General features: G+C 64.4%; 22 protein-coding genes and 1 riboswitch. Of the genes, 15 read left to right on the forward strand and 7 right to left on the reverse strand.

The window, feature by feature from the left end; genetic code table 11:
• Positions 1–57 precede the first annotated feature (57 nt).
• The 3 genes from catA to AC3A4M_RS13575 form a co-directional block, all read right to left on the reverse strand.
• A complete protein-coding gene (gene catA, locus AC3A4M_RS13565) occupies positions 58–903 on the reverse strand; it encodes a catechol 1,2-dioxygenase (protein WP_498736238.1) in 846 nt (281 codons plus the stop codon).
• A 184-nt stretch (positions 904–1,087) separates the two neighbouring features.
• Positions 1,088–2,146 carry a helix-turn-helix domain-containing protein gene (locus AC3A4M_RS13570; RefSeq protein WP_498736239.1) on the reverse strand — a complete coding sequence of 353 codons (1,059 nt, stop codon included), beginning with the start codon at positions 2,144–2,146 and terminating at the stop codon, positions 1,088–1,090.
• An 87-nt stretch (positions 2,147–2,233) separates the two neighbouring features.
• Positions 2,234–2,425 (reverse strand): hypothetical protein, encoded by a 192-nt coding sequence (locus tag AC3A4M_RS13575; protein ID WP_498736240.1) that lies wholly within the window; start codon positions 2,423–2,425, stop codon positions 2,234–2,236.
• Between the two features lie 163 nt (positions 2,426–2,588).
• Here AC3A4M_RS13575 and AC3A4M_RS13580 point away from each other — a divergent pair, with 163 nt between their 5' ends.
• A complete protein-coding gene (locus tag AC3A4M_RS13580) occupies positions 2,589–3,986 on the forward strand; it encodes a dihydrolipoyl dehydrogenase family protein (RefSeq protein WP_498736241.1) in 1,398 nt (465 codons plus the stop codon).
• Between the two features lie 48 nt (positions 3,987–4,034).
• Here the strand turns inward: AC3A4M_RS13580 and AC3A4M_RS13585 are convergent, their stop codons facing one another.
• Positions 4,035–4,433, reverse strand: a complete 399-nt coding sequence (locus AC3A4M_RS13585; RefSeq protein WP_498736242.1) for a hypothetical protein — start codon at positions 4,431–4,433, stop codon at positions 4,035–4,037.
• A gap of 171 nt (positions 4,434–4,604) precedes the next feature.
• Between AC3A4M_RS13585 and AC3A4M_RS13590 the strand changes: the two genes are divergently transcribed.
• The 4 genes from AC3A4M_RS13590 (at position 4,605) to gluQRS (ending at position 8,189) form a co-directional block, all read left to right on the forward strand.
• Positions 4,605–4,949: a hypothetical protein gene (locus tag AC3A4M_RS13590; RefSeq protein WP_498730237.1), complete on the forward strand. Its 345-nt coding sequence runs from the start codon at positions 4,605–4,607 to the stop codon at positions 4,947–4,949.
• A 71-nt stretch (positions 4,950–5,020) separates the two neighbouring features.
• Positions 5,021–5,115, forward strand: a riboswitch (TPP riboswitch).
• A 51-nt stretch (positions 5,116–5,166) separates the two neighbouring features.
• Complete coding sequence (locus AC3A4M_RS13595; RefSeq protein WP_498736243.1) at positions 5,167–5,931, forward strand: 3-oxoacyl-ACP reductase; 765 nt, start codon at positions 5,167–5,169, stop codon at positions 5,929–5,931.
• On the forward strand, positions 5,931–7,271 hold the full coding sequence (locus AC3A4M_RS13600; protein WP_498736244.1) for an LLM class flavin-dependent oxidoreductase: 1,341 nt from the start codon (positions 5,931–5,933) through the stop codon (positions 7,269–7,271). The genes AC3A4M_RS13595 and AC3A4M_RS13600 overlap by 1 nt, the downstream gene beginning before the upstream one ends.
• 9 nt (positions 7,272–7,280) lie before the next feature.
• A complete protein-coding gene (gene gluQRS, locus AC3A4M_RS13605) occupies positions 7,281–8,189 on the forward strand; it encodes a tRNA glutamyl-Q(34) synthetase GluQRS (protein WP_498736245.1) in 909 nt (302 codons plus the stop codon).
• A gap of 21 nt (positions 8,190–8,210) precedes the next feature.
• On the opposite strand, the gene AC3A4M_RS13610 is transcribed toward gluQRS, so the two are convergent.
• Positions 8,211–8,909: a FadR/GntR family transcriptional regulator gene (locus AC3A4M_RS13610; RefSeq protein WP_498736246.1), complete on the reverse strand. Its 699-nt coding sequence runs from the start codon at positions 8,907–8,909 to the stop codon at positions 8,211–8,213.
• 124 nt (positions 8,910–9,033) lie between these two features.
• Between AC3A4M_RS13610 and AC3A4M_RS13615 the strand changes: the two genes are divergently transcribed.
• The 4 genes from AC3A4M_RS13615 to AC3A4M_RS13630 all read left to right on the forward strand — a co-directional run bounded on the left by AC3A4M_RS13615 (position 9,034) and on the right by AC3A4M_RS13630 (position 14,243).
• Positions 9,034–10,392 (forward strand): SLC13 family permease, encoded by a 1,359-nt coding sequence (locus AC3A4M_RS13615; protein WP_498736247.1) that lies wholly within the window; start codon positions 9,034–9,036, stop codon positions 10,390–10,392.
• Between the two features lie 43 nt (positions 10,393–10,435).
• The gene (locus tag AC3A4M_RS13620; RefSeq protein ID WP_498736248.1) at positions 10,436–11,671 is read left to right on the forward strand and encodes a CaiB/BaiF CoA transferase family protein; all 1,236 of its coding nucleotides are present in this window, start codon (positions 10,436–10,438) and stop codon (positions 11,669–11,671) included.
• Between the two features lies 1 nt (position 11,672).
• Complete coding sequence (locus AC3A4M_RS13625) at positions 11,673–13,178, forward strand: carboxyl transferase domain-containing protein (RefSeq protein WP_498736249.1); 1,506 nt, start codon at positions 11,673–11,675, stop codon at positions 13,176–13,178.
• A gap of 84 nt (positions 13,179–13,262) precedes the next feature.
• Positions 13,263–14,243, forward strand: coding sequence for an Lrp/AsnC family transcriptional regulator (locus AC3A4M_RS13630; RefSeq protein WP_498736250.1), 981 nt, complete (start codon positions 13,263–13,265; stop codon positions 14,241–14,243).
• A 70-nt stretch (positions 14,244–14,313) separates the two neighbouring features.
• Here the strand turns inward: AC3A4M_RS13630 and AC3A4M_RS13635 are convergent, their stop codons facing one another.
• Positions 14,314–15,753 (reverse strand): amidase, encoded by a 1,440-nt coding sequence (locus tag AC3A4M_RS13635; protein WP_498736251.1) that lies wholly within the window; start codon positions 15,751–15,753, stop codon positions 14,314–14,316.
• A 227-nt stretch (positions 15,754–15,980) separates the two neighbouring features.
• Between AC3A4M_RS13635 and AC3A4M_RS13640 the strand changes: the two genes are divergently transcribed.
• From AC3A4M_RS13640 to AC3A4M_RS13660, 5 genes are all read left to right on the forward strand, one after another.
• Positions 15,981–16,727, forward strand: coding sequence for a DUF5058 family protein (locus tag AC3A4M_RS13640; protein WP_498736252.1), 747 nt, complete (start codon positions 15,981–15,983; stop codon positions 16,725–16,727).
• Positions 16,728–16,754: 27 nt separating this feature from the next.
• Entirely contained in the window at positions 16,755–17,534 is a 780-nt protein-coding gene (locus AC3A4M_RS13645; protein WP_498736253.1) for a hypothetical protein, read from the forward strand.
• Positions 17,535–18,082: 548 nt separating this feature from the next.
• The gene (locus AC3A4M_RS13650; protein ID WP_498736254.1) at positions 18,083–20,545 is read left to right on the forward strand and encodes a penicillin acylase family protein; all 2,463 of its coding nucleotides are present in this window, start codon (positions 18,083–18,085) and stop codon (positions 20,543–20,545) included.
• Positions 20,546–20,653: 108 nt separating this feature from the next.
• Positions 20,654–22,291: a ribosomal protection-like ABC-F family protein gene (abc-f, locus tag AC3A4M_RS13655; protein WP_498736255.1), complete on the forward strand. Its 1,638-nt coding sequence runs from the start codon at positions 20,654–20,656 to the stop codon at positions 22,289–22,291.
• 380 nt (positions 22,292–22,671) lie between these two features.
• Positions 22,672–24,081, forward strand: a complete 1,410-nt coding sequence (locus AC3A4M_RS13660; RefSeq protein WP_498736256.1) for a trimethylamine monooxygenase — start codon at positions 22,672–22,674, stop codon at positions 24,079–24,081.
• A gap of 146 nt (positions 24,082–24,227) precedes the next feature.
• Here the strand turns inward: AC3A4M_RS13660 and AC3A4M_RS13665 are convergent, their stop codons facing one another.
• A complete protein-coding gene (locus AC3A4M_RS13665; RefSeq protein ID WP_498736257.1) occupies positions 24,228–24,482 on the reverse strand; it encodes a hypothetical protein in 255 nt (84 codons plus the stop codon).
• A gap of 251 nt (positions 24,483–24,733) precedes the next feature.
• On the opposite strand from AC3A4M_RS13665, the gene AC3A4M_RS13670 reads away from it, so the two are divergent.
• Complete coding sequence (locus AC3A4M_RS13670) at positions 24,734–25,447, forward strand: TetR/AcrR family transcriptional regulator C-terminal domain-containing protein (protein ID WP_498736258.1); 714 nt, start codon at positions 24,734–24,736, stop codon at positions 25,445–25,447.
• The last annotated feature ends 84 nt before the right edge of the window (positions 25,448–25,531 follow it).

Below are 25,531 nucleotides of genomic sequence, written 5' to 3' on the forward strand. Positions count from 1 at the left end.
CTGCTGTTGGGGCACGGCCGGCGGGGTGGGGTCGCCCGCCGGCCGCACAGCTTGCGGTTACGCCGGGTCCAGTACGAAGTTGTAGGTGACTTCGCGGCCGTGCCCATCCGCCCTGGGCGTGGGATCGAGGATGAGTTCGGGCTTGACGGCGGAGGCAATGTCGTCGCCCACATGTTCATCCCCTTTGAAGTAGAGCTGCGAGGTGATCAGCTGGTGCCCGGGCGCGGAGATCTTCAGGTGCAGGTGCGCCGGCCGCCAGGCATGCCAGCCGGCCGCCGCGATCAACTTGCCGCAGGAACCGTCCGTGGGAATCTGGTACGGGGCTGGCTGCATCGTATGGATTCGGTAGTCGCCGTTCTGATCCGCGATGACGGTCGCGCGCAGGTTCCATTCCGGCAGGCCCGGGGCGAACTGGGAGTAAAAACCCAGATCGTCTGCGTGCCAGATCTCCACCGTGGCCCCGGGCAGCGGCTTTCCGGCCAGATCAGTGACGCGGCCTTGGAAGAGCAGCGGCGTGCCCTGCTCGCCATCGCGCATCGGCAGGGTCGCTGGGGACTCAAGCTTTGGGGCGTCCGGAATGTAGTACGGTCCCTCGATGGAGCCCTTTGTGCCCCCACGGTTCTCGTTGGCCACCTGCTCCACCGAGTGCTCCACCCATACGTCCAGGAATAACGGCCACTCCCCGTCCTCGCCAACCTGGATCAGCCACGCCTTCAAAGCGTTGTACTCGTCGTAGGTGACCTTTTCTTCCAGGATTGTTTGGTTGATGGCTCCGATGACCCGCGAGGCCAGCAGGTCCACCCGCTCCTGGCTGGTACCGGCCGCGAACTTCTTGTTCTCCCGGAAGCGGTCCGTCGCATTGGCGCCGGAAGCAGCCGCCGTTGCCTGTGTTTCCGTAGTCATTACTGTCCCTCCTGTGGTCTTCGGCGATATCGCCGTTACACAAGAGTGTTCTGGATCACCCCGGATGGCGGGGCCTGTTCACGAGGATCCGGCCGAACAGTGACAAAACAGGTCCGGTGGGTGCTAATCCGGCACGATGCACCTCTGTCTGCGGCCGCAGACGACTACGACGGCGGTGCGGAACCTACAGCGCGACGCCGAGGAGGGCGTCTTTGCGCAGCTGGAGCGGAGTGAGGCCGAAACGGGCCTTGAATGCACGGGTGAAATAGCTTTGCGACGCGAAGCCGGCCTGCGCGGAGATCCGGCCCACCGGCGTCGTTCTTTGGGTTGGATCGGAGAGGATGGTCCGAGCCAGCTCCAGCCGCAGGCCCAGGACGTAAAGGCTGGGCGGTTCCCCGGCCTCGGCAAAGATCCGCGTCAGATGGCGTTCGCTGATGCCGACCGCCGCGGCAACTTCGGCGGCGCTGAGTTGCGGATCGCCCAGCCGGTCCTCGATGTAACTGCGGGCGGTGGCAAGGTAACCGGCACCGGTGCCGCTGCGCTCCCCTCTGATCATGAGGCTGAGCAGTTCAAGGGCAGAGTCCTCCGCGCGCTCCAAATTCGCGGGCTGGCTGTGCTGGGCTTGCCCGGCGATCGTACCGCTGACCAACTTGGCCAAGGCGAGCATGTGGCGGTTCGCCGCCTCGCCCTGATTGAAGTTGAAGACCCGGGGCTTTAGCAGCGGTTTCCCGCCGGACAGTTCCAGGTAGTCATCACGCGGGATGGTGAGCACCAGTTCACGCAGACCCTTGCAAAAGCCTCGCAGAAACGGCCGGTCGGCGTCGTAGATGACCGCTTGGCCGGGTTTGAGCGATTCCTGTCCGTCGCCATAGTAGAAAAATGCTTCGCCTTCCAATGCGAAGAAGAGGGCAATGGCGTCCATGGGGTTCTGCCGGATGAACCGTTCGTTTCGTTCCACCACCTGCGCGCTGCCCTTGACTTGGGCAAACTTCAGCGAGGGGAAATGCAGGTTCACCTCACTGGCCTGCAGCGGGGCATCGTCCATGGTGCGGATGTCCAGCGGAATCAGCGCCTTGGAGTTATGGTGCTCCCAAAGCTGGACGCGATTGGTCGCGGGGATGCCGTCGGTGTTGAACTTCAGAAGCTTCGCCGGCCTGGACCCGGGCAGCACGGGAACCGGTCCTACGGTTGTGCCGTGCTCATCGGCAGTCCGCCGTGCGGCATCGAGATGGTGCTGGCTCATGGATCCAGAAGTGTAGCCTGAATCACATCGACGCGGTAGCCCGGGCACCGCGTTATGAGGGCGTCCGCCTGCTCCTCACGCAAAGCGTCAGTACCCGTAACCGCCTTCCTTGGCATTATCGGCCTCGGCTGAACCGTCCACCTTTTCCGAATCCGGGCCGGCCGCCGCTTCCAGCGGCTCCTCCTGGCCGCTACCGGATTCGGCAACCGGCTGGGGTTCGTGTGGATGCAGTTCCGAGTCCTCGGGCTGATCGCTGTTTTCGTTGGCTTCGCTGGTCATCGTGGGGCTCCTGGCCGTTGCTCCGTCCCGCGTGGTTGCCGGACGACGGATTCCCAGCGTAGGTAGCTGCTAAGCAACCTGTCCATACCCCTGCTGGAAGGCGACCCGCGTAGGATCGACCCGAGGGCGGCACCGCCCGGCGGCACACTTCAGGAGGACCATCATGGACATTGAAGAAGTCGACCTACTGGTCATCGGCGGCGGCAAGGCGGGCAAATCCCTGGCCATGGACCGGGCCAAGGCCGGGCAGAAAGTAGCCATGGTTGAACGCAGCATGATCGGCGGCACCTGCATTAATGTGGCCTGCATTCCCACGAAGACCCTCATCAACAGCGGCCGGGTACTGGAGACCGTCCGGCGTGCGGCCGAGTTCGGTATTTCCGGCGTCGAAGATCCGCGGATGGATCTGGCCCTGCTGCGGCACCGCAAGGATGACGTCGTCGGCACCATGGTCAAGGGACAGCTCGGCAGTTTCACCGATTCCGGGATGGACTTCATCCTGGGCGAAGCGAAATTTACCGGGCCCAGAACCGTACACGTGGACCTTAACGACGGCGGCACCCGCGTCCTGCGCGGCACCGACGTCGTGATCAATCTCGGCACCGAGCCGGCGCTGCCTCCGATTGCGGGGCTGGCGGAGGCCCGGGTGCAGACCAGCAATACCATGCTCGAGCTTGAGTCGTTGCCGGAGAGCATTGTCATCCTCGGCGGCGGTTACATCGGCTGTGAATTCGCGGACCTGCTCAACACCATCGGCGTCAATGTAACGATCGTCCAGCGCGGGAACCAGTTGCTGGGCCGCGAGGATGCAGACGTGTCCGCCGCGGTCAAGAAAGCCTTTATCGACGCCGGCATCACCGTCCGCCTCGGCGCCGCAGCCGAGAAAATCCAGCGCGCTGCAGACGGCACGGTCAGCGTGACCCTTGACGATGGCGAAACGATCAGCGCGGAGGACGTCCTGGTGGCGCTCGGCAGGAAACCCATGACCGACGGCGCCAATCTGGAAGCCGCCGGCGTGATCCTGGACGACCGCGGCTTCATCGAGGTCGACCAGCAGTTGCGGGCGGCCGACGGCGTCTGGGCTGCCGGCGATGCTGCCGGGACCCCGCAGTTCACGCACGCTTCCTACGACGACTACCGCATCCTCAAGGCCAATCTGGCCGCCCGGCATGGCGACGGCGAGGCCCGCACCACCGAGGGACGGCTCATTCCCTACACGGTCTTCATCACGCCCGAACTGGGCCGGGTCGGCCTGACTGAGCAGCAGGCCCGCTACGCCGGCCACGATGTCCGCATCGCCAAGATGCCGGTTGCCGCCATTCCGCGCGCCCGTACACTCGGCCAGACCGAAGGCGTGTGGAAGGCCGTGCTGGACCGGAAGACCGGCAGGATTCTGGGCGTGGCGCTACTGGGCACCGAGGCCAGCGAAGCCACCGCCGTGGTCCAGATGGCCATGCTGGCGGGGCTGGAATTCACGGCGGTGCGGGACGCCGTCATCACCCATCCGACCATTGCCGAAGGACTGAATCTGCTCTTCACTCCGGCTTACCTGGAGGATTGAGCCACCCGGGACGGCAGCCACGCAGGGCAGCCCTTTGACGTGGCGCGTTTAGCCTTGCTGACGCTCCCGGAAGAAATCGTCCTCCCGGCCGTGCCGCAGCGCCTGGTCCCATTCGGCGATCAATTCGCCGAGGTTCCCTTGCTCTTCGGCGGCAATAAACAGTGCCATGTCCTGATTGGCTGTATCCCTGCGGGTGACGGCCCAGATCTCCTCGTACCGGCCGGCACGCCCGGCTTCCCGCAGCACGATCCGGAACCGGCGGCTGTACTCCCGTTCCTCCGGCCGGCCGAAGCGCTCTGACTTCAGGTACACAAACGCCAACACCGCAACCACCGCTCCACCGAACACTACGGTTCCAACCAGCGCGATCCCGTCCGGCAGCAGGAGGGTGAGGACCCACCAGAGCAGGCCCAGGAAAACCATCAATGCCCCAAGGACGATGATCACCGCTCCAGATTAGCCTTCCAAACGGGGACCGCGGCGACGGGGAACGATGCCCGGCTGCCTAGCACCGCCGCATCCCTCAGATTGAGGGTGTCGGCGCTCCCGGGCCGGGCCTACCATGAGCCCTACACCGGCTCGCATGAGCTCCCCGCAGCAGCAAAAGAAGGATCTGTCATGGAATGTATTACCTGGTTTGTGCCTATCCTGCCCGGGAAGCTTGAGGCGTGGAGGGCTTTCGTGGAGGAGATCAACGGTCCGCGGAAGGACGATTTCGCCCAGTCCCGGCAGCGCCTCGGGGCCAGCCGTGAAGTGATCGGCCTGGTCCAGAGTCCCGAAGGAGACTTTGCCGCTTTGTTCCACGAGGGCGAGAGCGTCTCCGCGGGGTTCAGCAAGCTGGCTGCCTCCGAAGACCCCTTCGACGTCTGGTTCAAGGACAAGATTCTGGAGCTCCATGGGGTCACCAAGGAAATGCTGGCTCAGGGACCGCCTTCTCAAGTGGTGATGGACTACCGGGCGTAACGGCGCGGAGCTTCATGGACCGTCTGGAGGCGGCGTTGCTGCAGTAGCCGGCTCCGGCAGGTAGACTCGCAGGCAGTGACACGGGGTGCCCCCTTGAGGGGCTGAGAGCAAACCCGTTGAACCTGATCTAGTTCGTACTAGCGAAGGGATGTCATGCAGCGGCTGCCGTGCGGTGCGTTGCACCATCTTTTCGCCTTATTCAAGGTGGAGAACCTCAATGCAGCTCGCAGCACAGACCGTACTGGTAACCGGCGGCGGCCGTGGCCTCGGCGCCCGGATCGTCGCAGCCTTCGCGGAAGCCGGCGCCCGGGTAGTCATCAATTACCGCAACAGCGGTTCGGCCGCGGAGGAGCTGGCCGCCAAGTTCGGGCCGGAGCAGGCCGTGGCTCTGCAGTCGGACGTCACCGATGCCGGGCAGGTGGCGGAGCTGTTCAGCCGTGCCGAAGCCCATTTCGGTGGCGCAGTGACCACGGTGGTCAACAACGCGCTGGCGGATTTCTCGTTCAACGGGGATGCCCGCTCCAGCGCCTCCGATATTTCCTGGTCCGAGTTCGAGACCCAGTTCTCCGGCAGCGTGCGTGGCGCGCTGAACACCGCGCAGCAGGCACTTCCCGGCATGCGCGGCCACCGATTTGGCCGGATCATCAACATCGGCACCAACCTCTTCCAGAATCCGGTAGTTCCCTACCACGACTACACCGCGGCCAAGGCGGCCCTGCTCTCGCTGACCCGGACGCTGGCGGCGGATCTGGGCCAGCACAACGTCACCGTCAACATGGTCTCCGGCGGATTGCTCCGCACCACCGACGCCAGCGCTGCCACACCGGATGAAGTCTTCGAGCTGATCGCCGCCTCCACTCCGCTGCGCAGAGTAACGACGCCGGAAGAACTGGCCGACGCGGTACTGTTCTTCGCGTCGCCCTGGGCCCGCTCGGTGACCGGGCAGAACCTGATGGTCGACGGCGGACTGGTGATGAGCTAGTGGCGGCGCGGCAACTGCACTTCAACGCGTTCCTGTTCGGCTGCGGCCACCACAACGCCGCCTGGCGTCGGCCGCAGTCGCCCATCGAGCAGCTCGGCGACATCGCCTTCTACGAGCGGCTGGCCCAAACCGCGGAGCGGGGCCTGTTCGACGCCGTCTTCTTCGCGGACGGACACTCGGCGGGCAACGTCGGCGCAGGGCCGCTCTGGCATCTGGAACCCCTCACCGCCCTGTCGGCCATGGCCCGGGCCACCAGCAGGATCGGCCTGGTCAGCACGGTTTCGGCCACCTTCTACACACCGTTCCATGCCGCCCGCATGCTGGCCTCCATGGACCACATCAGCGCCGGGCGCATCGGCTGGAATGTCGTCACGTCGATGTTCGACGCCGAGGCACGCAACCACGGTATGGCGGCCATGCCCGGGCATCAGGAACGTTATGAACGCGCCGCCGAGTTCATCGACGTCGCCCTCAGGTTGTGGGATTCCTGGTCCGACGACGCGCTCGTCCTCGACCGCCAGGGCTGCTACGCGGATCCGGCCGAAGTCCAGCCGCTCCACCATTCCGGACGGCACTTTCTGGTGGACGGCCCGCTCACCGTCCCGCGCTCCCCGCAGGGTCGGCCGGTGCTGTTCCAGGCCGGCGCCTCGGAGCAGGGACGCGACCTCGCCGCCCGTTATGCCGAAGGCATCTACGCCGTCGCCTACGATCTGGTCAGCGCGCAGGCCTACTACGCGGATGTGAAGCGCCGTATCGCCGGAGCCGGACGGAATCCGGACAAGGTCGCCGTCATGCCAGGCCTGGTGACCTACTTCGGGACAACGACGGCGAAGGCAAAGACCAAGCAGGCCGACACCGACGCGCTGCTGCCCACGGAACACTCCCTGGCCCAGCTGGGCACCTTCATCCAGCAGGACTGCAGCGGCTGGGAGCTGGACGCGCCCGTGCCCAGCTTGCCGCCGGCGTCGGAATTCACCGGCCCGCAGGGCCGCTACACCACCATCCTGCGGATCATCGACGCCGAAAAGCCCACGGTGCGCCAGCTGCTCGGAAGGCTGGCTGCCGGTGGCGGACACTGCACCATGACCGGCACACCCGAACAGGTGGCGGACCAGATCGAGCTTTGGTTCGCCTCCGGCGGCGCGGACGGATTCAACCTGATGCCGCCGCTGCTGCCGGATTCCCTGGAGGAGTTCGTGGACCGCGTCGTCCCGGTGCTGCAGCGCAGGGGGCTGTTCCGCACCTCCTATACCGGCAGCACGCTGCGCGAGCATCTGGGGCTGGAGCGTCCGGCTGCCGCGGCTGGAGTAAGGGCAGAAACCGCCGGCTCCGCTTTATAGACTGGACCCGTGCCTCCTATCGACGCCGGAGCCGGCCGCTTCGCCCCTAGCCCCTCGGGTGAACTGCATGTGGGAAACCTGCGCACCGCCATCCTCGCCTGGCTTTTCGCCCGCAGCACCGGCCGCGATTTCCTGCTGCGGATCGAGGATCTGGACCGCGCCCGCGCCGGAGCGGAAGACAAAGTGCTCGAGGATTTGGCCGCCGTCGGGCTGACGTGGGACGGCAACGTGCTCAGCCAGACGGACCGCTTCCCCCTCTACCGCACCGCCATCACCGCCCTGGCCGACGCGGGCCTGGTCTACGAATGCTTCTGCACCCGCCGCGAGATCGCCGATGCCCCCAGCGCTCCGCACGCCCCGGCCGGAGCCTACCCCGGAACCTGCCGGAACCTCAGCAATTCAGAACGCGAACGACGGCGGCAGGAGCGGCCCGCGGCACTCCGGCTGCGCGCCGGGGTCACCGAATACACTGTGACGGACCGGCTGCACGGCGAGTACACCGGCGTCGTCGACGATCTGGTGCTGCTGCGCAACGACGGCGTGCCGGCCTACAATCTCGCCGTCGTCGTCGATGACGCGGAGCAGGGCATCGACCAGGTGGTCCGCGGCGATGACCTGCTCAGCTCCACGCCCCGGCAGGCGTATCTGGCATCCCTGCTCGGCCTGGCGCCGGTCGAGTACGCGCATGTGCCGCTGGTGTTGAATACCCATCACCGCCGGATCGCCAAACGCGACGGCGCCATTTCACTGCGCACCCTCGCGCTGGCCGGGATTGGTCCGGACACGGTGCGGGACATGGTCCTGCGCTCGGTAGGTCTCCCGGCCGGGCCCCTGGATCAGGCACTCGAGGCGTTCTCACCCGGTCAGCTGCCCACCGAGCCGTGGATCTTCGAACCGCCGGTGCTCGAACTGCCCTGAAAAATCCACATCCCAACTTGCTTACTTGAGCAGCGCTACATCCGAGACCAGTTCGATGTGGGACAACATCGCTGCAGCAGCCAGGTCCGGGTCCTGGGCCCGGATGGCATCGGCGATCCTGCGGTGGGATGCCAAAGACTGTTCAGGGCGACCAGGCTGTCCTAATGATTCAAGACGCGTTTCGAGAACCATTTCGGCGATGAAAGTCATCAGCTGCGCAAGCACCGGCGAGTGCGCGGCCTCCGTTACGGCTTGGTGGAAAAGCTCATCCCCGTGGGCGCCCCGGTCACCCTTGCCGACTTCGTCTTCCATGACGCCCAAGGCTTTCTCAATGCCGGCCAGATCCTCGTCCGTCCGTCTCGTTGCAGCCAACGCGGCCAGCTTCACCTCCAGAGTGCTGCGCGCTTCAACGATCTCCGGCAGCCTGTTCTGATGCTCGCGCAAGTCCCGAAGCACGGTGGCAATGCTGGGCCGGTAGACCAGCACCGCGCCAGTGCCGTGCTGGACGCTGATAACGCCGAGCACCTCCAAAGCTACAAGTGCCTGCGCCAGCGTGGCTCGTGAAACTCCGAGCTGCTCCGCCAAGTCACGCTCAGCCGGAAGGTGATCACCCGGCCCCAGCTGCTCGGCCTCTACGTAACTCAGGATTTGCTTCATCAACTGCTCATAGAGTCTTGGCCGAGCCACCCGGCCCAAGAGTGAAACAGGCTTGTCAGGCATAGCGTTCCTCCCCACATCGGAATTGCCTCCACAGTACACCTATTGACAAGAGACTCAGTGTCTAGGAGGCTAGGCCAGTGAGCCAGTGACCTACTTCACCAATAAATCTTCTGGAGGAACGCCGATGTCCGCTCCTGTCTTATCAATCATCGTTCTGGCGGCGATGTTCCTGATCGCTACAGTCCTGCCCATCAACATGGGCGCACTCGCCTTTGTCGGCGCTTTTCTGCTCGGAGCCGTCTTCCTGGGCATGGACACCGATGCCATTTTGGCCAACTTCCCTGGCGGTCTTTTCCTGACGCTGGTGGGCGTCACCTACTTGTTCGCTATTGCACAGAACAACGGCACCATCGACTTGTTGCTCAGTCGGGCAGTGAAGCTGGTCGACAACAGAATTGCCCTCATCCCGTGGGTCATGTTCGTTATCACCGCCGCGATCACCGCGGTCGGCGCACTGGGTCCGGCAGCAGTTGCCATCATGGCGCCGATCGCACTCGGCTTCGCCGCCAAATACAAGATCAACCCGCTCATGATGGGCATGCTGGTAGTCCACGGCGCACAGGCCGGAGGCTTCTCGCCCATTGCCGTCTACGGGGTCATCGTCAATGGCCTGATTACCGACGCCGGCTTCGCCTTTAGCCCCGCAGCCCTGTTCCTGACGAGCTTCGCCTTCAACTTGGCAATCGCTTTGGTGCTCTTCCTGGTACTCGGTGGCCGCAGCCTGTCCATGACAAGAGTGGGGCAGTTCGTCGAGCAGGTAGCTGAGGCACGAATGTCCTTGAGTGTCGGCAGCAGGGCCAGCGACGTCACATTCAAGGGAGCCGGCAGCGGCACTTATGGGCCACGGGATCCAGCAGGAGACGGCTCCTCCAAGCCGTCCGGCGAGCGCCTGCCGCAGTTGCTGACCATCGCCGGCCTGATCGTACTCGCCGTCGTTGCCCTGGGCTTCAAAGTCGACGTCGGATTCGTCTCCATCACCATCGCCGTGGTCCTCGCGCTCGTGTCGCCGAAGGCCCAGAAAGGCGCTGTCAACAAGATCAGTTGGTCAACCGTACTGCTGATCTGCGGCATGCTGACCTTCGTCGGCGTGCTGCAAGAGGCCGGCACGATCAACTACGTGTCGGATGGCGTCGCAAACCTGGGTGTCCCGTTGCTGGCCGCATTGCTGATCTGCTACATCGGCGCCGTCGTCTCCGCTTTCGCCTCCTCCACTGCCATTCTGGCGGCACTGATCCCGCTGGCGATCCCGTTCCTTGATTCCGGCGAGATCGGTGCCGTCGGCGTTGTCTGCGCCCTGGCAGTCGCTTCCACGATTGTGGATGTCTCACCGTTCTCAACCAACGGAGCCCTGGTGCTGGCGAACGCACCGGAGGGCACCGACAAAGACCGCTTCTACAAGCAGATCCTGGGCTACGGCGGCATCGTCGTGGTGGCCGGACCCGTTTTGGCCTGGCTGACCCTGGTACTGCCCGGCTGGCTGTGACCGGCCGTTCCTCCAATTGCTGACCCACATCAAAGGAGTCAAAATGACGCTTGTAACCGAACACCGCACAGGAGCTTCCCCGGATGAAGCCGAGGCTGTGGGGCCGTTGACCGGATTTACCGTAGTTGACCTCAGCCGTGCGCTGGCCGGGCCGCATGCCGGCATGATGATGGCCGACCTGGGCGCACGCGTCATCAAAGTGGAGAACCCGGGCCACGGGGATGACACCCGCGGCTGGGGCCCGCCCTTCGTGGGCCCGGAGGATAATCCACAGGCCACGTACTTTCTGTCCTGTAATCGGAACAAGGAATCCATTGCACTGGACCTGAAGAGCGACGACGGCAAAGAGGTCCTCACAGGACTCATCCGCCGCGCGGACGTGTTGATCGAAAACTTCCGCCCAGGCGTACTCGACCGGCTGGGTTTCGACGCCGCCCGGCTGCACGAACTCAACCCCGGGCTGGTGATCCTCTCGATTACCGGGTTCGGGCACGACGGCCCCGAATCGCACCGCAGCGGCTACGACCAGATCCTGCAGGGCGAAGCGGGCCTGATGTCCCTGACCGGCTCCGGACCCAACGACCCGCAGCGCGTGGGCGTACCGATCGCGGATCTACTCTCCGGCATGTACGGTGCATACGGTGCGCTGGCCGCTCTGATGGAACGCGAACGTACCGGGCGCGGACAGGTGGTCCGCACCTCCCTGCTCGCGGCCATGGTTGGGGTCCACGCTTTCCAGGGCACCCGGGCCACGGTGGCCGGAGAAGTGCCCCAGGCACAGGGCAACCACCACCCCTCCATCGCACCCTACGGATTGTTCAGCTGCCGCGGCGGCAAGGTCCAGATCAGTGTCGGCAGCGAAAAACTGTGGGCCGCCTTCAGCAATGCCTTCGGTATCGACGGCTCGCGCCCGGAATTCGCCACCAACGCGGACCGGGTCAACAACAGGTCCCTCCTCATTCAGGAGGTGGAGCGGGCTTTCGCCACCTATGGCGCGGAAACGTTGCTGGAGAAACTGGACGATGCCGGCATTCCGGCGGGCAAGGTGCGCAGCCTGGACGAGGTCTACGCTTGGGACCAGGTCAAGTCCCAAGGCCTGCTCGTCGACGTCGAGCATCAGGTCCTGGGCAAGGTGACACTTCCGGGACCACCGCTGCGGTTCTTCAACCCGGCCAGCGCCGAGGAAACCACCCGCAGAACCCATCAGGCCCCACCGATGCTGGATGCAGACGGTAAAACTATCCGGGCCTGGCTTGCCGGCGCAGAAGAGGCAGATTGAGATGGAGACTTTGCAGAAGGCACACCATTTGAACGCCGTCGAACTCATTGACACTGTTCTCGATCCAGGATCCTTCAATTCCTGGGATACACCGCCGGCGCAGCCTGCGGCGGACGAGAAGTACCGCCGTGACCTGGATGCTGGCGCCCGAAAGAGCGGAACGGACGAATCCGTCCTGACCGGAGAGGGTCTCATCCGCGGACGGCGGGTGGCCGTGATCGTCTCGGAGTTCGCTTTCCTGGCCGGCTCCATCGGACAAGCTGCGGCGGAGCGGATTACCGCCGCAGTGGAACAGGCCACAGCTGAACGACTCCCGCTGCTCGCCGGCCCCGCCTCCGGTGGGACACGCATGCAGGAAGGAACACTCGCTTTCCTGGCAATGGTCAAGATCACCGCGGCTGTGCACCGCCACCGGCAGGAAGGCCTGCCCTATCTGGTTTACCTCCGCCACCCCACCACCGGCGGAGTAATGGCCTCATGGGGCTCGTTAGGCCATGTCACAGTTGCCGAACCGGGCGCGCTCCTCGGGTTCCTCGGTCCCCGGGTTTTCGAGGCGCTGAACGGCGAACCGTTCCCGACCGGCGTCCAGGTTTCCGAAAACCTCTTCCACAAAGGACTCATCGATGCCGTCGCTCCGCCGCAGGAACTAGCGGAGATTCTGGACCGGGCATTGAACATCCTGCTGCCAGGAGCGGCCGATCCGGTTCCGGAACCGGAAACCGTGCAGACAAGGCCCGCGGACGCGGACGCCTGGACCTCAATCCAGATATCCCGGAACACCCGCCGGCCGGACCTGCGCTGGTTGTTGGCTGCAGGCGCCGCAGATGCGCTACCCCTCAACGGAACGGGGCAGGGCGAAAACGAACCCGGGCTGCTGCTCGCGCTGGCGCGCTTTGGCGGACAGTCGTGCGTCGTCCTCGGTCACGAACGACCCCGGGATCCGGACGCTCCGGCAATGGGACCGGGATCATTGCGCGAGGCCCGCCGGGGCATGAAGCTGGCCGAAGAGCTCGGTCTGCCCCTGCTGACCGTGATCGATACCGCAGGCGCCGCGCTGTCCAAGGAAGCAGAGGAAGGCGGACTGGCAGGAGAAATCGCGCGGTCACTGCAGGATCTGGTCGGCCTGCAGTCCCCCAGCGTATCCGTGTTGCTCGGGCAAGGTGCCGGCGGCGGCGCTCTCGCCTTGCTGCCTGCAGACCGGATCATTGCCGCCCAGCATGCCTGGCTGTCGCCTCTGCCGCCCGAAGGCGCCAGCGCCATCCTGCACCGCACCACCGAGTTCGCGCCGTCGATCTCCATCCAGCAAGGCGTCAACCTCACCTCCCTGTATGGCAATGGCCTGGTGGACCATATCGTGGATGAACGCCCCGATGCTGCGGTCGAACCAAAGGACTTCTGCCGGCGGATGGCCCGTGCGATCGAATATGAACTGTCCGCCGCCGCCAGCACTCCCGCAGCCGAACGCGTGGAGCGACGTTGGGCGAAGTTCCGGCAGCTGGGTCGCTAGCAGCCGTGCCAGCTTCGTCGGTTTCCGGGAACTCTCCGCATAGGATCGGGGCAGCGTACATAACAGCAAGGAGATCCCGGTCTGATGCCGCGCGTACTGGATGAACTTGAGCAGCGGATTGCCGCCGCCCTGATGGTCGACGGCCGGGCGCCCTGGCGGAAGATAGCCGCTGTGCTGGGCGAACCGGAACGCACGATCGCGCGCCGCGGCTCTGACCTACTGGCGGCCGGCGAGCTCGCCGTCGTCGGGCTGCGGACCCGGCAGTCGTCGGCCCTGCTGCGGCTTGAGTGCATGCCTGGCACCAGCCGGGCTGCGGCAGAGGCTCTGGCGCAGCGCCGTGATTCCACTTTCAGTTATCTCATGACTGGCGGGGCGGACTGCGTGGCCGAACTGTTGATGGACCCGCAGGAGGTCAGTAGCATCCTGGCCACTGAGGTTCCGTCCACCGTGGGATTGCTGCGCGCTGCCAGCTATCCCGTGTTGCGCTATTTCCGATCCATCCGAGGATGGAACTCCGGTGTGCTGACCGACGCCGAAAGCGTGGCCCTACAGTCCGAGCTCACCGTCGACTTCACCGCGAACTATGCCCTGGGTCCGCTACAGTCGGCGGCGCCCTCCCCGCTGTCGGCCCAGGACCTGCGTCTGCTGGACGCGTTGGTCGAAGACGGCCGTTCCAGCTTGGAATCCTTAGCACGCCGCGCCGGAGTCTCGGAAACGACAGCACGGCGCCGAAGCGAGTGGCTGCTGCGCAATAATTTCGTCAGTATCCGCACCATCGTGGAGCCTGCTGCACTGGGACTGCCGCTCGAGGCGTTCCTCTGGATCAAGGCTGCGCCCGGCAAAGTCGATGCGATCGGCCGCGCCCTGGGCAGGGAACCCGCGGTCCGGTATGCGGCCGCAGTCGCCGGGGACCGCCAGTTGGTAGCGGATGTGACGGTCAGTGATCAGGAGGAGCTCTACCGTTTCACTACCGATTCGCCGTGGGCCGCCGAGGCGGACAGAATCGAGACGACCATGCTTTTGCAGGCCCGTAAACGCGGCGGTCGGCTCCTGTCCGCCCCCTGAATAGGCGAAGTCAACGGAGCCGGCCGCCTCCCGGCAGCTGTGGCAACGGCGGCCACAGCTGCCGGCGCTGTCAGGAAGCCGCGGGGGATGCCGTCGGCTGGCTCAGTTCCGGCCGACGGTCCACGCAGCGCGTCCGCTCCTCGAACGCTTTGGCCTGGCGCAACAGGGCCATGTCCTGGTAGTGGTTCGCGGCAATTTGGAAACCGACCGGGAGACCCTCGGCGGTAAAGCCGGCAGGAACCGCCAGCACGGGCAGGCTGGTAGCCGACAAGACGCATGCCGAGCGCATCCAGTCCAGATAGGTCCGGGACTTCTCACCGGCCACATCACCGGGGTAACGCAACGCCGCGTCGAAGGGCAGCACTTGGGCCGCAGGGCTCAGGAACAGGTCGTACCGTCCGAAGAAGTCCTGCACGGAGGCTTCCAACCGCGTCCGCGCCGCCGTGGTTTCAATCAGCTCCTCGGCGCTGAGCGACCAGCCGAGCTCTACATTCCAAATCACTTCCGGCTTGATCAGGTCCCGGTGCCGGCGTACCAGCGGTCCCAGCCCCGCGGCAAAGTCCGTAGCCCGGGTGGCTTGGAAGACCTGGTCCGCCTCTGAGAAGTCCGGTGTCGCCTCTTCCACGATCGCGCCGGCTTCCTCGAAGACGCGTAGCTGACGCTGAAGCACCTCCAGCACCGCCCGCTCCACCGGGATACCGATACCGAAATCCGGGCTCCAGCCGATGCGGACTCCCCGCAGGTCGCCAACCACATCACCTGCAAACGCACTTCCACCCAGCGGCGCTGGAGTCGGCAGTTTCGGCGATGGCCCGGCCACTGCGGACATGAACAATGCGATGTCCGAGATCTCCCGGGCCATCGGGCCGGTCCGGCCGAGCCAGGCCCAGGCGTTGTTGGGGGCGGGCATCGGAATGACCCCGTACGAGGGCCGGAACCCCACAACATTGCAGAAGGACGCGGGAATCCGTAGCGAACCGCCCATGTCCGAGCCTTCGCCCAAGGGCTGGATGCCCGCCGCTATGGCGGCAGCCACACCGCCGGACGAACCCCCAGCGCTGCGGGAGGGCGCGTAGGGATTAGTGGTGGTGCCGAAGACCTCGTTAAAAGTGTGTGATCCGGCGCCGAACTCCGGGACGTTCGTCTTCCCCGTAGCCACCACACCCGCCGCTCGCAGCCGAGCCACGATCAGATCGTCCTCGTCGGGAACGTTTTCTTTGAAAACGAGCGAACCCTGTGTGGTACGCATCCCCTTGGTCTGATGCGTGTCCTTATGCGTCATCGGCAATCCGTGCAGCGGGGGCAGCTCCGCCCCGCTGACGGTCAGTCGGTCGGCTGCGTCTGCGGCGGCGAACGCAGCCTCGGGATCAAGGGTGACGACAGCGTTAATCACGGGATTCACTTCGTCGATCCGCGCCAGATGGGCGGCTACGGCCTCACGGGCGGAAAAGTCACGGCGGCGGATACCCGCTACCAGGTCTGTCGCGGACAGGTCCAAAATCTCGGTCATGCTTCTACCTACTTCTCTACCTCAGGCTGACGGCTTATCCCCCAGTCTGGACCCGGGGAACCTACCAGCGGAAGCGCTTGGCGTGAATCAGTTCACACTGGAGGAAATGGCCAGTTCCATGGCTTCTTCTGCCAACTATTGCCATCGAGGAGGCAGGGGCGAAAGGTTATGGCTATCTCACCGAGCTTTGTAAGCCAGATCACATTCACTAAAGGAGATCACGGACCATGCATCCCCTGGCACTACAGGTACCGGCAGCGGCCGGCTCCACCGACATCCTCGCAGTGGCAAACTCGCCCCTGGTCTGGGCTTGCGCGCTGGGCGTCTTCGGCGTCATTTTCGTGCAGACCTTCATTTACATCAAAGCCGCCCGCAAGGCGGCGCCCGCCGTCGGAATGAGTACAGGGGAGCTCACCCGCTCCTACCGTGCCGGAGCCGTTGCGTCGATCGGTCCGTCCCTGGCCGTTGTGCTGGTCGCCATTGCGTTGCTGGCCCTCTTTGGCACGCCGGCGGTGCTGGTGCGCATCGGACTTATCGGTTCCGCAGCGACCGAAACCGCCTCAGCCGGCATCGCCGCAACCACCTTGGGCGCCACGCTGGGTGGGGCTGACTACACCCAGCAGGTCTTCGCCGTCGCCTTCATGGCCATGAGTATCAGCGGCGGGATGTGGATGCTGGCCACTCTGATCCTGACGCCGTTGCTCAAGCGCGGCGGTCACCGGCTCTCCCAAGTCAACCCGGCAGCGATGGCGATCATCCCGTGCGCTGCGCTGCTCGGCGCCTTCAGCATGCTCGCTGTAGCTGAGATGCCGAAGTCCGGCGTCCACCTCATCACCCTCGTCGTGTCGGCGGCGGTGATGAGCGGATGCCTGTTCCTGGCCCGGAAGCTTCAGGCCGCGTGGCTCAAGGAATGGGCCCTCGGCTTCGCCATCATTACCGCACTCGTCGTCGCTTTCGCGGCCCACGCCGCGTAGCTCCCACTGCTCGAAAGGATTGTTCCGATGACCACCAACATCCAAACCCGCACCGGTTCCGGCATGGCCGGCTTCGAGGCCACGACGTCCCGCTGGGGCCGCATCACCATGATGGCAGGCCTGGTCCTGTCCCTGATCGGACCGATGTATCTGGTCTTCTTCGCTGGGCTGGACATTACCGCCGGCCATATTTGGCTCGCCTTCATCGCCGTGGCCGCAACCTTCGGCATCTTCTGGATCATGGAGCCGCTGACCTACTTCCCGATCCTCGGCCCCGCAGCTATTTACCAGGCGTTTATGATCGGCAACATCTCCAACAAGCTCCTGCCGGCCGCCATCGTCGCCCAGTCCAGCATCGATGCCCGCCCAGGCACCAAGCGCGGCGACCTGGCAGCCGTCATGGCTATCTGCGGAGCGGCCACCGTCCACCTCACGTCCTTGCTTCTCTTCGTTGGCGTCCTGGGGACCTGGCTGATCTCCATTGTTCCGGATGCCCTGATCGAGGTCGCGCGTCTCTACATTCTGCCCGCCGTGATGGGCGCAGTCCTGGTCCAATGCATCGCTACCATGCGCCAGCTGCGTCCCACGATTTTCGCCATCGGAGCCGCGCTGGCGGTCCAGTTCGTTCTGGTTCCACTGGTCCCCCAGGCCGCCATGGGAGCAACGGCCATCACCGTTGTTGCCACGATCATGCTCTCCTGGTTCGGCCGGGACCGCTCCGCCATCCATACCGCTCCGGTCGAGGAAGAACCTTCAGACGCCGCAAACGATACCGCCAACGGCAGCACGGCCGAGGAGGTTCGCTGAATCATGCCCGAAACCGCGACACGTCCCGCCCTGACCGAGACCTACCGCGAGCAAATGCACGCGATCTACCGCCGGCTGCACGCCAACCCGGAATTTTCCATTCAGTAGCACCGGACCAAAGAGTTCATCGCTGCCGAACTGACCGCGCTGGGAGTGGAGAATTCCACTTCGGGAGGCACCGGCGTCGTTGGTGGTTTGCGCACAGCGACGAGCCTATGGTCGCCAGACGCGGCGGCATGGGGCATGGGGACAGGTATCAGCGAACAAGGAACATAGCCGGAGTGACGGCGACGGCGAACACTAATAGACCTTAGCTTCGCTTTTCAAGGGCACGCGTCCAAATGAACGGACGGTCAGGAATTAAGACCAGCGAGCTTGCCATCGGTTCTTTTCGTCGCAACACTAGGTACGCTCGCGGCGGGAAGCCATCCCCGCCCTGCCGCGGGTCTGCCGGCCCTGCGCGCCATAAGCCCCGCCGTGCCGGCGCCTCCCCTCCCCTCCCCCGCATCGCCATGAGGCGTGCTCCATTAGATTCGATGAGGAGTCCGATGAAGAAGAAGTCCGCATTAGCGGCACTTTCATTAATCCTTTCAACCGGCCTGGTTGCCGGGGTCGCCGCTCCAGGCGCCGTAGCCCAGGAACCAGCGGCAGCGCAGGTCACTGCAGAGGTTTCAGAAGCAGGAAAGGCAACCATCAAACGGGACAGCTACGGCGTTCCCCATATTTACGCGAACACCACCCGCGACCTTTTCTACGGCTATGGTTATGCCGTCGCAGAGGACCGGATGTTCCAACTGGAAATGGCCAAGCGGGCCGTACTGGGAACCTCGGCCGAGGTGCTCGGCCCGGACTACGTCGAGATTGACAAGCGTTCCCGCGCTTCCTTCGATCCTGAGGCCATCAAGGCGCAGATCGAGGCTCTGCCGCAGGAAGACCGTGACATCCTCGAGGGCTACGCCGCCGGCTTCAATGAGCGCGTCGGCGAGGTCATGGCAAACCAGGAGGAGCTGCTGCCGAAGCAGTTCACCGACTATGGCTTCGAGCCCACCACCTGGAGCGGCTACGACGTCGCCATGATCTGGGTTGGCACCATGGCCAACCGCTTCTCGGACAGCGCCGGCGAGCTGTCCAACCTGCAGGTCCTCCAGCAGCTCACCTCAGAGTACGGCGCGGAGCAGGGACAGCTGCTGTTCGACCAGTTGCAGTGGACCGAAGATCCGACGGCGCCGACCACGGTTCCCCGCGAGGACAAGAAGCACCCGAACAAGCTGGCCGTGGACAGCCCCTCCCAGCTGTCCGATCTTGCCAAGGTCTCCCCGGATCTGAGGGACACTGGGCTGGCTTCCATGAAACAGTTCGGCGGCGGTGAATGGCCCGCGGTCAAGCCAGAAGCCAGCAACCTTTGGATCGTGGGCGATAAGAAGTCCAAGGAGAAGGGCTCCGTCCTCCTGAACGGCCCGCAGTTCTCCTGGTTCAATCCCTCGTATGTCTACGGTATCGGCCTGCATGGAGCCGGGTTCGACGTCACCGGCAACACCCCGTTTGCCCACCCCACCATCCTGTTTGGCACCAACAAGGACATCAGCTGGGGATCCACGGCGGGGCCGCTTGACGTCAACGATGTCTATCAGGAACAGCTCAACCCGGAGAACCCGCAAGAGTACCGGTACGACGGCGAGTGGCGTCCCATGGACGTACGTACCGAAAAGATCGAGGTCAGCGGACAGGAACCTGTCGAGCATCAGGTCTACTCCACGGTGCACGGCTACGTCACCAGCTTCGACGCAGCGAACAACACCGCCTACTCGAAGAAGCGCAGCTGGGCCGGTACGGAAATCCAGTCGTTCATGGCCTGGATCAAGATCATGAAGGCGCAGAACTGGGAGGAGTACCTGGAACAGGCCGAGAAGGTCGGCATCACCATCAACTGGTACTACGCGGACAAGAAAGGCAACATCGGCTACGTCTCCCCCGGAAAGCTACCAGTCCGTGCCGAAGGCCACGACCCGCGGTTGCCCGCCGTCGGCGATGGCTCCATGGAGTGGGAGGGCATCCGACCCTTCTCCGAAAACCCCAAGGTCTACAACCCCAAGCAGGGCTACATCGTCAACTGGAACAACCAGTCGGCCGCCGGATTCAACGCTGGCTCCGGCAACTGGTCCCCTGTGGACCGGGTGAACGAGATCATCGAACGGTTGGAGGAGCAGCAGAAGTTCACCACCGACGAGATCTGGGACATCAACGAGGAAACATCCTTCGCGGACCTGAACATCCGCTACTTCCGCCCGTTCCTTGAGGAGGCTGTGAAGACGCTTCCGGCCAAGGATTCCCTGGCGCAGGATGTCCGTCTGCTCACCGAGTGGGACGGCCAGCGGCGCGACGGGGACGGCGACGGCGATCTGGATGGGCCACAGGCGGCGATCATGAATACCTGGTTGCCCATCCTGTTCGAAACCGTGCTCAAGGACGACCTTCCGGCGTCGGTGTTCGAGAACTACGCACAGGGCACTGGCCTGGCACGGCCCGCCAACGGCAGTAAACTCGTCTACAACGCACTGCTGGGCGAGGACGCCGGCGTCGAGCAAAGCGTCGACTTCTTCAACGGCGACGACAAGAAGCAGGTGCTGCTGGACACCTACCGCCAGGCACTGGCCGAGCTGGCCGCAGAGCAGGGCGCGGACCGCTCCGCGTGGAGCGTGCCGACACCGCAGCATGAGTTCTCCTACAAGAACTTCATTGGGGTCCCGCAGGCGAATGCGGAAGAAAACCTGACCGGTCCCGATTACATGAACCGCGGCACGCAGAACGACATCGTCTCGCTCTTCGGTTCAGAGGCCAGCATGTGCACGGTCGCGCCGCCGGGGCAGAGCGGCTTCATCGCCCCCGACGGCACCAAGTCCGACCACTATGCGGACCAACTGCAGATGTATGCGGATTTCGAATGCAAGACCGAGAACCTGTACCCGCAGCAGCTCGAAGCGAATCTGGAAAGCACCACGGTCCTGAAGTAGTAACAGCAGGAAGAACGACGGCGGCAGGTCACCTACGTGGCCTGCCGCCTTCTGCTCCAGGCAGGACCGGGGGCCGTGGGTCTGCGGTTCCGTCTCTAAGATGGACTAATGACTGCAACTCTCGTGGCGAAAGACCTTTCGGGCGGCCACGGCCACCGCACCCTGTTTGCCAATCTGAACCTGACCGTCGCCCCGGGAGACGTTGTCGGCGTCGTTGGCGCCAACGGAGCAGGGAAATCGACGCTGCTACGCCTTCTGGCAGGGGTGGACGCGCCGATGGCAGGCACGGTCAGCGCCGCTCCCTCGGACGCGTTCATCGGCTGGCTGCCGCAGGAACACGAGCGCATTCCCGGCGAGACCATCGCCGATTACATCAGCCGCCGCACCGGCTCCTCGGCCGCAACCGCTGAAATGGAAGCCGCTGCCGAGGCCCTCGGAGCCGGGACCAAGCAGGCCGAGGATGCCTACGCCGTCGCGCTGGACCGCTGGATGGCCTCCGGCGCAGCAGATCTGGAGGACCGCATTCCGGCCGTGCTGGCCGAGCTTGACCTGGAGGCCGGGCCCGACGCCCACATGACCGGCCTTTCCGGCGGACAGGCCGCGCGGGTGGCCCTCGCCGCCCTTTTGCTGAGCCGCTTCGACGTCGTACTCCTCGACGAGCCCACCAACGATCTGGATCTTGCCGGACTGGCACGGCTGGAAAACTTTGTCCGCGGGCTGCGCGGCGGCGTCGTTCTCGTCTCGCACGACCGCGAATTCCTGGCCCGCTGCATCACCAAGGTAGTTGAGCTCGATCTCGCGCAGAACAAAGTGGCCGTGTACGACGGCGGCTACGACGCCTTCCTGGAAGAGCGGGCCGTGGCCAAGCGCCATGCGCGCGAGGCGTATGAGGAGTTTGCCGACAAGAAGGCGGACCTGGTCTCGCGGGCGCGGACGCAGCGCGAGTGGAGTTCGCAGGGCGTGCGCAACGCGATGAAGAAGAGCCCTGACAATGACAAGATCCGCCGCCGCGCCAGCATGGAATCTTCGGAGAAGCAGGCGCAGAAGGTCCGGCAGATGGAATCGCGCATCGCGCGCCTGGACGACGTCGAAGAGCCACGCAAGGAGTGGCAGCTGCAGTTCAGCATCGGCGCAGCTCCGCGTTCCAGCTCCGTGGTGGCCACCCTGAACCAGGCCACGGTGCGTCGCGACAGCTTTACCCTCGGCCCCGTTTCCCTGCAGGTCAACGCGGGTGAACGGATTGGCATTACCGGTCCCAACGGTGCAGGCAAGTCCACCTTGTTGAAGCTGCTGCTCGGCCATCTTGCCCCCGACGACGGCGCCGCCAGCCTGGGTTCCAGCGTTGCCGTCGGCGAGATCGACCAGGCCCGCGGCCAACTGGCGGATTCGAAACCGCTGGGCGAAGCCTTCGAGTCGCTGGTGCCTCAGCTGAACCAGGCCGAAGTCCGCACCCTGCTGGCGAAGTTTGGCTTGAAGGCCGATCAGGTGAGCAGTCCGGTAGGCGCCCTCTCCCCCGGCGAACGCACGCGTGCCGCCCTCGCTTTGCTGCAGGCGCGAGGGATCAACCTCTTGGTGCTCGACGAACCCACGAACCATCTGGACCTGCCTGCCATCGAACAACTTGAGGAAGCACTCGAAAGCTACGACGGCGCCCTGCTGCTGGTTTCCCACGACCGCCGGCTGCTCGAAAACGTTCGGCTGGACACGCGCTGGGAAGTCGACAACGGCCGGGTCTTGGCCAAGTAATTTCCGGCAGGAAGAGCGGAGCTCAAGCAGCGCTTATCCTCGGCTCCTTTTGACTTAGGATTCCTGCAATGTTGTACTGGGGAGTAGGTTTGCTGTGGTTATTGGATCTTCAGTGAACCGCTCGGAATCGTTGGTTCGGGCCTGACCGCTTGGATCTCCGACCTGCAGTGCCCCGATCTCCCGTCACCGGGATTGATTGACCGTCTCCCGTCGCCGGGATTGATGAACCGGGCCAAGCGCGTAGTGCGCTGTTACTGTTTTTGCCGCCGCAACCTACGTTGCGCCGGGCATACGCGTCTCTGCGCAGCCTGGCCGCCTGGTTCCGCGGCATTTCCGGGCGTCGCATCTGACGAAACAAGATCCAATGGATGAGGAGATGCATGAAATTGCGAGTCGGAATCATTGGTGCAGGCCCGAGCGGAATGGCACAGCTGCGGGCGTTCGAATCGGCGCGGAAGCTTGGCGCCGAAATACCGGAAATCGTCTGCTTTGAAAAGCAGTCCGACTGGGGCGGTCAGTGGAACAGCAGCTGGCGCACCGGCCTGGACGCCTCGGGCGAGCCCGTGCACAGCAGCATGTACCGCCACCTGTGGTCCAACGGTCCCAAGGAATGCCTTGAGTTCGCGGACTACACCTTCGACGAGCACTTCGGCCGCCCGATCTCTTCCTACCCGCCGCGAGAGGTCCTCTTCGACTACATCAAGGGCCGCGTGGAGAAGTCCGATGTGCGCAAGTACGTCCGCTTCAACACCACCGCCCGCTGGGTCTCCTACAACGAGCAGACGCAGGAATTCACGGTGACGGTCGAGGACCTGGCCGCCCAGAAGACCGAGACCCACGTCTTCGACAAGCTGGTCGTTTCCGTGGGCCACTTCTCGGTCCCCCACGTGCCGCAGTTCGACGGCATCAACGGCTTCCCCGGCGAAGTCCTGCACGCCCATGACTTCCGCGGCGCCGAGCGTTTCGCGGGCAAGGACCTCCTGCTGATCGGCAGCAGCTACTCCGCCGAGGACATCGGCATGCAGTCGCACAAGATGGGCGCCAAGTCCGTCACGTTCAGCTACCGCAGCGGCCCCATGGGCTTCGACTGGCCGGAATCCGCCGTCGAGCGCCCGCTGGTCACACGCTTCGAAGGCCGCACTGCGCACTTCAGCGACGGCACCACCGGCGAGTTTGACGCCGTCGTGCTTTGCACCGGCTACCAGCACAAGTATCCGTTCCTGCCGGCCGAACTGTCGCTGAAGTCCAAGAACGTGCTCTACCCGGGCAACCTCTACAAGGGCGTGGTTTGGCAGGACAACACCAACCTGTTCTACCTCGGCGCCCAGGATCAGTACTACACGTTCAACATGTTCGACGCACAGGCCTGGTTCGCCCGCGACGTGATGCTCGGCCGGATCGAGCTGCCCGCCGCCGCGGAACGCAACGCCGATATCCAGGCGTGGCTGGAGCGCCAGGACGCGCTGCCCGACCACGACGCCGAAGCGGATTACCAGACGGACTACCTGCGCGAACTGATCGCGCTGACGGACTACCCGGCATTCGATCTGGACACCGTCTCCGCCCTGTTCAAGCAGTGGATGAAGGACAAGGAAGACGACATCCTCGGCTACCGAGACAACATCCACCGCTCCGTTATCACCGGCACCATGGCTGCCCGTCACCATACCCGCTGGATCAACGCCATGGACGACAGCTTGCAGCGCTACCTCAACGGCCCGTCGCAGGACGTGGACACCGGCGCGCTGACCGCCCTCACGCAGGACGACGAGCAGCTCGCCGCCAAGTAGGGCCCGCTCCGGCCAGGAAGCGGCCAACTAAAGCACGACGGCGGGGCTCACCTTAGGGGCTTCGGCCCAGACGGTCGTTGCAACACTCAATGCGTTGGGAGTTGCAACGGCCGTGCCGCGCTTAACAAGCGATGAGAGCCAAAGAGCTAGTTGAGTTCCAGCTCGGCGTGGCTCGGCTCCGCAGGCTTCGTCAGCTCAGCGGACTCGGCCAGCTCCACGGGCTCGATGAGCTCCACCGAGGTCAACTGCGCAGCCTCGTCGATCGCTTCGGGATCTGCTCCGGCCTTGGCTGCCTCGTCGATGGCTTCCTCCAGGGAAACCTGAGCCTGGTCCATTTCAACCTGAAGTGTTTCCAACGCCGCAGAGGCGGCCCATACCTGCTTCAACTCATCGTCCATCATTTACTCATCCAATCAGTCGGTTCGGGCAGGCGTCGGATAGGGATCCGTCCAGGCATGCCGGACGGCCGCCGGCGGACGCCGCCTCCGCCCAGCTTACAATGTAAGCCTTTCGGAGGGTAACCCTTTCAGCCGCACGCGAACTCTCCCAGTACGCGCGGATCTCCCGCACGAAGGCCCCTCGGCACATTCACCACGTGACGAAGCTGTTTCCCGCGGCGTAGGGTGGGGGCAACGCATGGAGGGAGCGATCGATGTCCGAACCCGAAAGGCGCGATAGCGGGGGCAAGGGGAAAGCCACGGCAGAGAAACCTCGGCTGGACCGCCAGCGCATTCTCGAGGCCGGCGCTGACTTTATTGAACAGTTCGGTCCGCGCCACTTAACGATGCGTCGGCTCGGAACCGAACTGGGCGTCGAAGCGATGTCCCTTTACCGCTACGTTCCGTCCCGGGAAAACCTGCTTGACGGCATCGTCGAGGTCGTCATCGACGAACTCTATAAGGACCCGGAGGTCTACCCCGAGCCGCGTCACGGCTGGCAGGATTACCTCCTGCGGTTGGCCCACGGGCTGCGCCGGCTGGCTTTGGCGCACCCCCAGGTGTTCCCCCTGATAGCCACACGGCCAACCGAGGCGCCCTTGGTGCGCCCGCCCCTTCGCAGCCTCCGCTGGGTCGAATCCTTCCTCAAGGCGCTGACGTCAGCCGGTTTTTCCGATCAGGCCGCCGTTGATGCCTACCGCGCCTTCAGCAGTTTCCTGCTGGGCCATCTGCTCCTGGAAGTCGCTGCCATGGGTGCCGACGTGGGACCGGTGGATGAAGCGGAGCCCCGACCGCCGAAGAGCACGGACTTGAACGACTATCCGCTCTTGCAGAGCCTGCAGGAACTGCTCTCGGAAGATCGTTCAGAACAGGAATTCGAGGAGGCCCTGGAGAGCCTGCTCGATCGGCTCGAGGCCCTCCAGAACTAGTCCCCGATGCAAGCCGTCGGGCCAACGTCGTTTTGCCGAAAATAACTAAGCATGCTTAGCTTACGTCGTAAGCCAATCCGATTG

The sequence above is a fragment of the Arthrobacter sp. Soil_C_60 genome (genome assembly GCF_057656375.1).

What these genes read in the sequence shown, in the direction of transcription:
- catA (WP_498736238.1), bottom strand. Translation starts at nt 903, where the DNA reads ATGACTACGGAAACACAGGCAACGGCGGCTGCTTCCGGCGCCAATGCG.
- AC3A4M_RS13570 (WP_498736239.1), bottom strand. Translation starts at nt 2,146, where the DNA reads ATGAGCCAGCACCATCTCGATGCCGCACGGCGGACTGCCGATGAGCAC.
- AC3A4M_RS13575 (WP_498736240.1), bottom strand. Translation starts at nt 2,425, where the DNA reads ATGACCAGCGAAGCCAACGAAAACAGCGATCAGCCCGAGGACTCGGAA.
- AC3A4M_RS13580 (WP_498736241.1), top strand. Translation starts at nt 2,589, where the DNA reads ATGGACATTGAAGAAGTCGACCTACTGGTCATCGGCGGCGGCAAGGCG.
- AC3A4M_RS13590 (WP_498730237.1), top strand. Translation starts at nt 4,605, where the DNA reads ATGGAATGTATTACCTGGTTTGTGCCTATCCTGCCCGGGAAGCTTGAG.
- AC3A4M_RS13595 (WP_498736243.1), top strand. Translation starts at nt 5,167, where the DNA reads ATGCAGCTCGCAGCACAGACCGTACTGGTAACCGGCGGCGGCCGTGGC.
- AC3A4M_RS13610 (WP_498736246.1), bottom strand. Translation starts at nt 8,909, where the DNA reads ATGCCTGACAAGCCTGTTTCACTCTTGGGCCGGGTGGCTCGGCCAAGA.
- AC3A4M_RS13615 (WP_498736247.1), top strand. Translation starts at nt 9,034, where the DNA reads ATGTCCGCTCCTGTCTTATCAATCATCGTTCTGGCGGCGATGTTCCTG.
- AC3A4M_RS13620 (WP_498736248.1), top strand. Translation starts at nt 10,436, where the DNA reads ATGACGCTTGTAACCGAACACCGCACAGGAGCTTCCCCGGATGAAGCC.
- AC3A4M_RS13625 (WP_498736249.1), top strand. Translation starts at nt 11,673, where the DNA reads ATGGAGACTTTGCAGAAGGCACACCATTTGAACGCCGTCGAACTCATT.
- AC3A4M_RS13630 (WP_498736250.1), top strand. Translation starts at nt 13,263, where the DNA reads ATGCCGCGCGTACTGGATGAACTTGAGCAGCGGATTGCCGCCGCCCTG.
- AC3A4M_RS13635 (WP_498736251.1), bottom strand. Translation starts at nt 15,753, where the DNA reads ATGACCGAGATTTTGGACCTGTCCGCGACAGACCTGGTAGCGGGTATC.
- AC3A4M_RS13640 (WP_498736252.1), top strand. Translation starts at nt 15,981, where the DNA reads ATGCATCCCCTGGCACTACAGGTACCGGCAGCGGCCGGCTCCACCGAC.
- AC3A4M_RS13645 (WP_498736253.1), top strand. Translation starts at nt 16,755, where the DNA reads ATGACCACCAACATCCAAACCCGCACCGGTTCCGGCATGGCCGGCTTC.
- AC3A4M_RS13650 (WP_498736254.1), top strand. Translation starts at nt 18,083, where the DNA reads ATGAAGAAGAAGTCCGCATTAGCGGCACTTTCATTAATCCTTTCAACC.
- abc-f (WP_498736255.1), top strand. Translation starts at nt 20,654, where the DNA reads ATGACTGCAACTCTCGTGGCGAAAGACCTTTCGGGCGGCCACGGCCAC.
- AC3A4M_RS13660 (WP_498736256.1), top strand. Translation starts at nt 22,672, where the DNA reads ATGAAATTGCGAGTCGGAATCATTGGTGCAGGCCCGAGCGGAATGGCA.
- AC3A4M_RS13665 (WP_498736257.1), bottom strand. Translation starts at nt 24,482, where the DNA reads ATGATGGACGATGAGTTGAAGCAGGTATGGGCCGCCTCTGCGGCGTTG.
- AC3A4M_RS13670 (WP_498736258.1), top strand. Translation starts at nt 24,734, where the DNA reads ATGTCCGAACCCGAAAGGCGCGATAGCGGGGGCAAGGGGAAAGCCACG.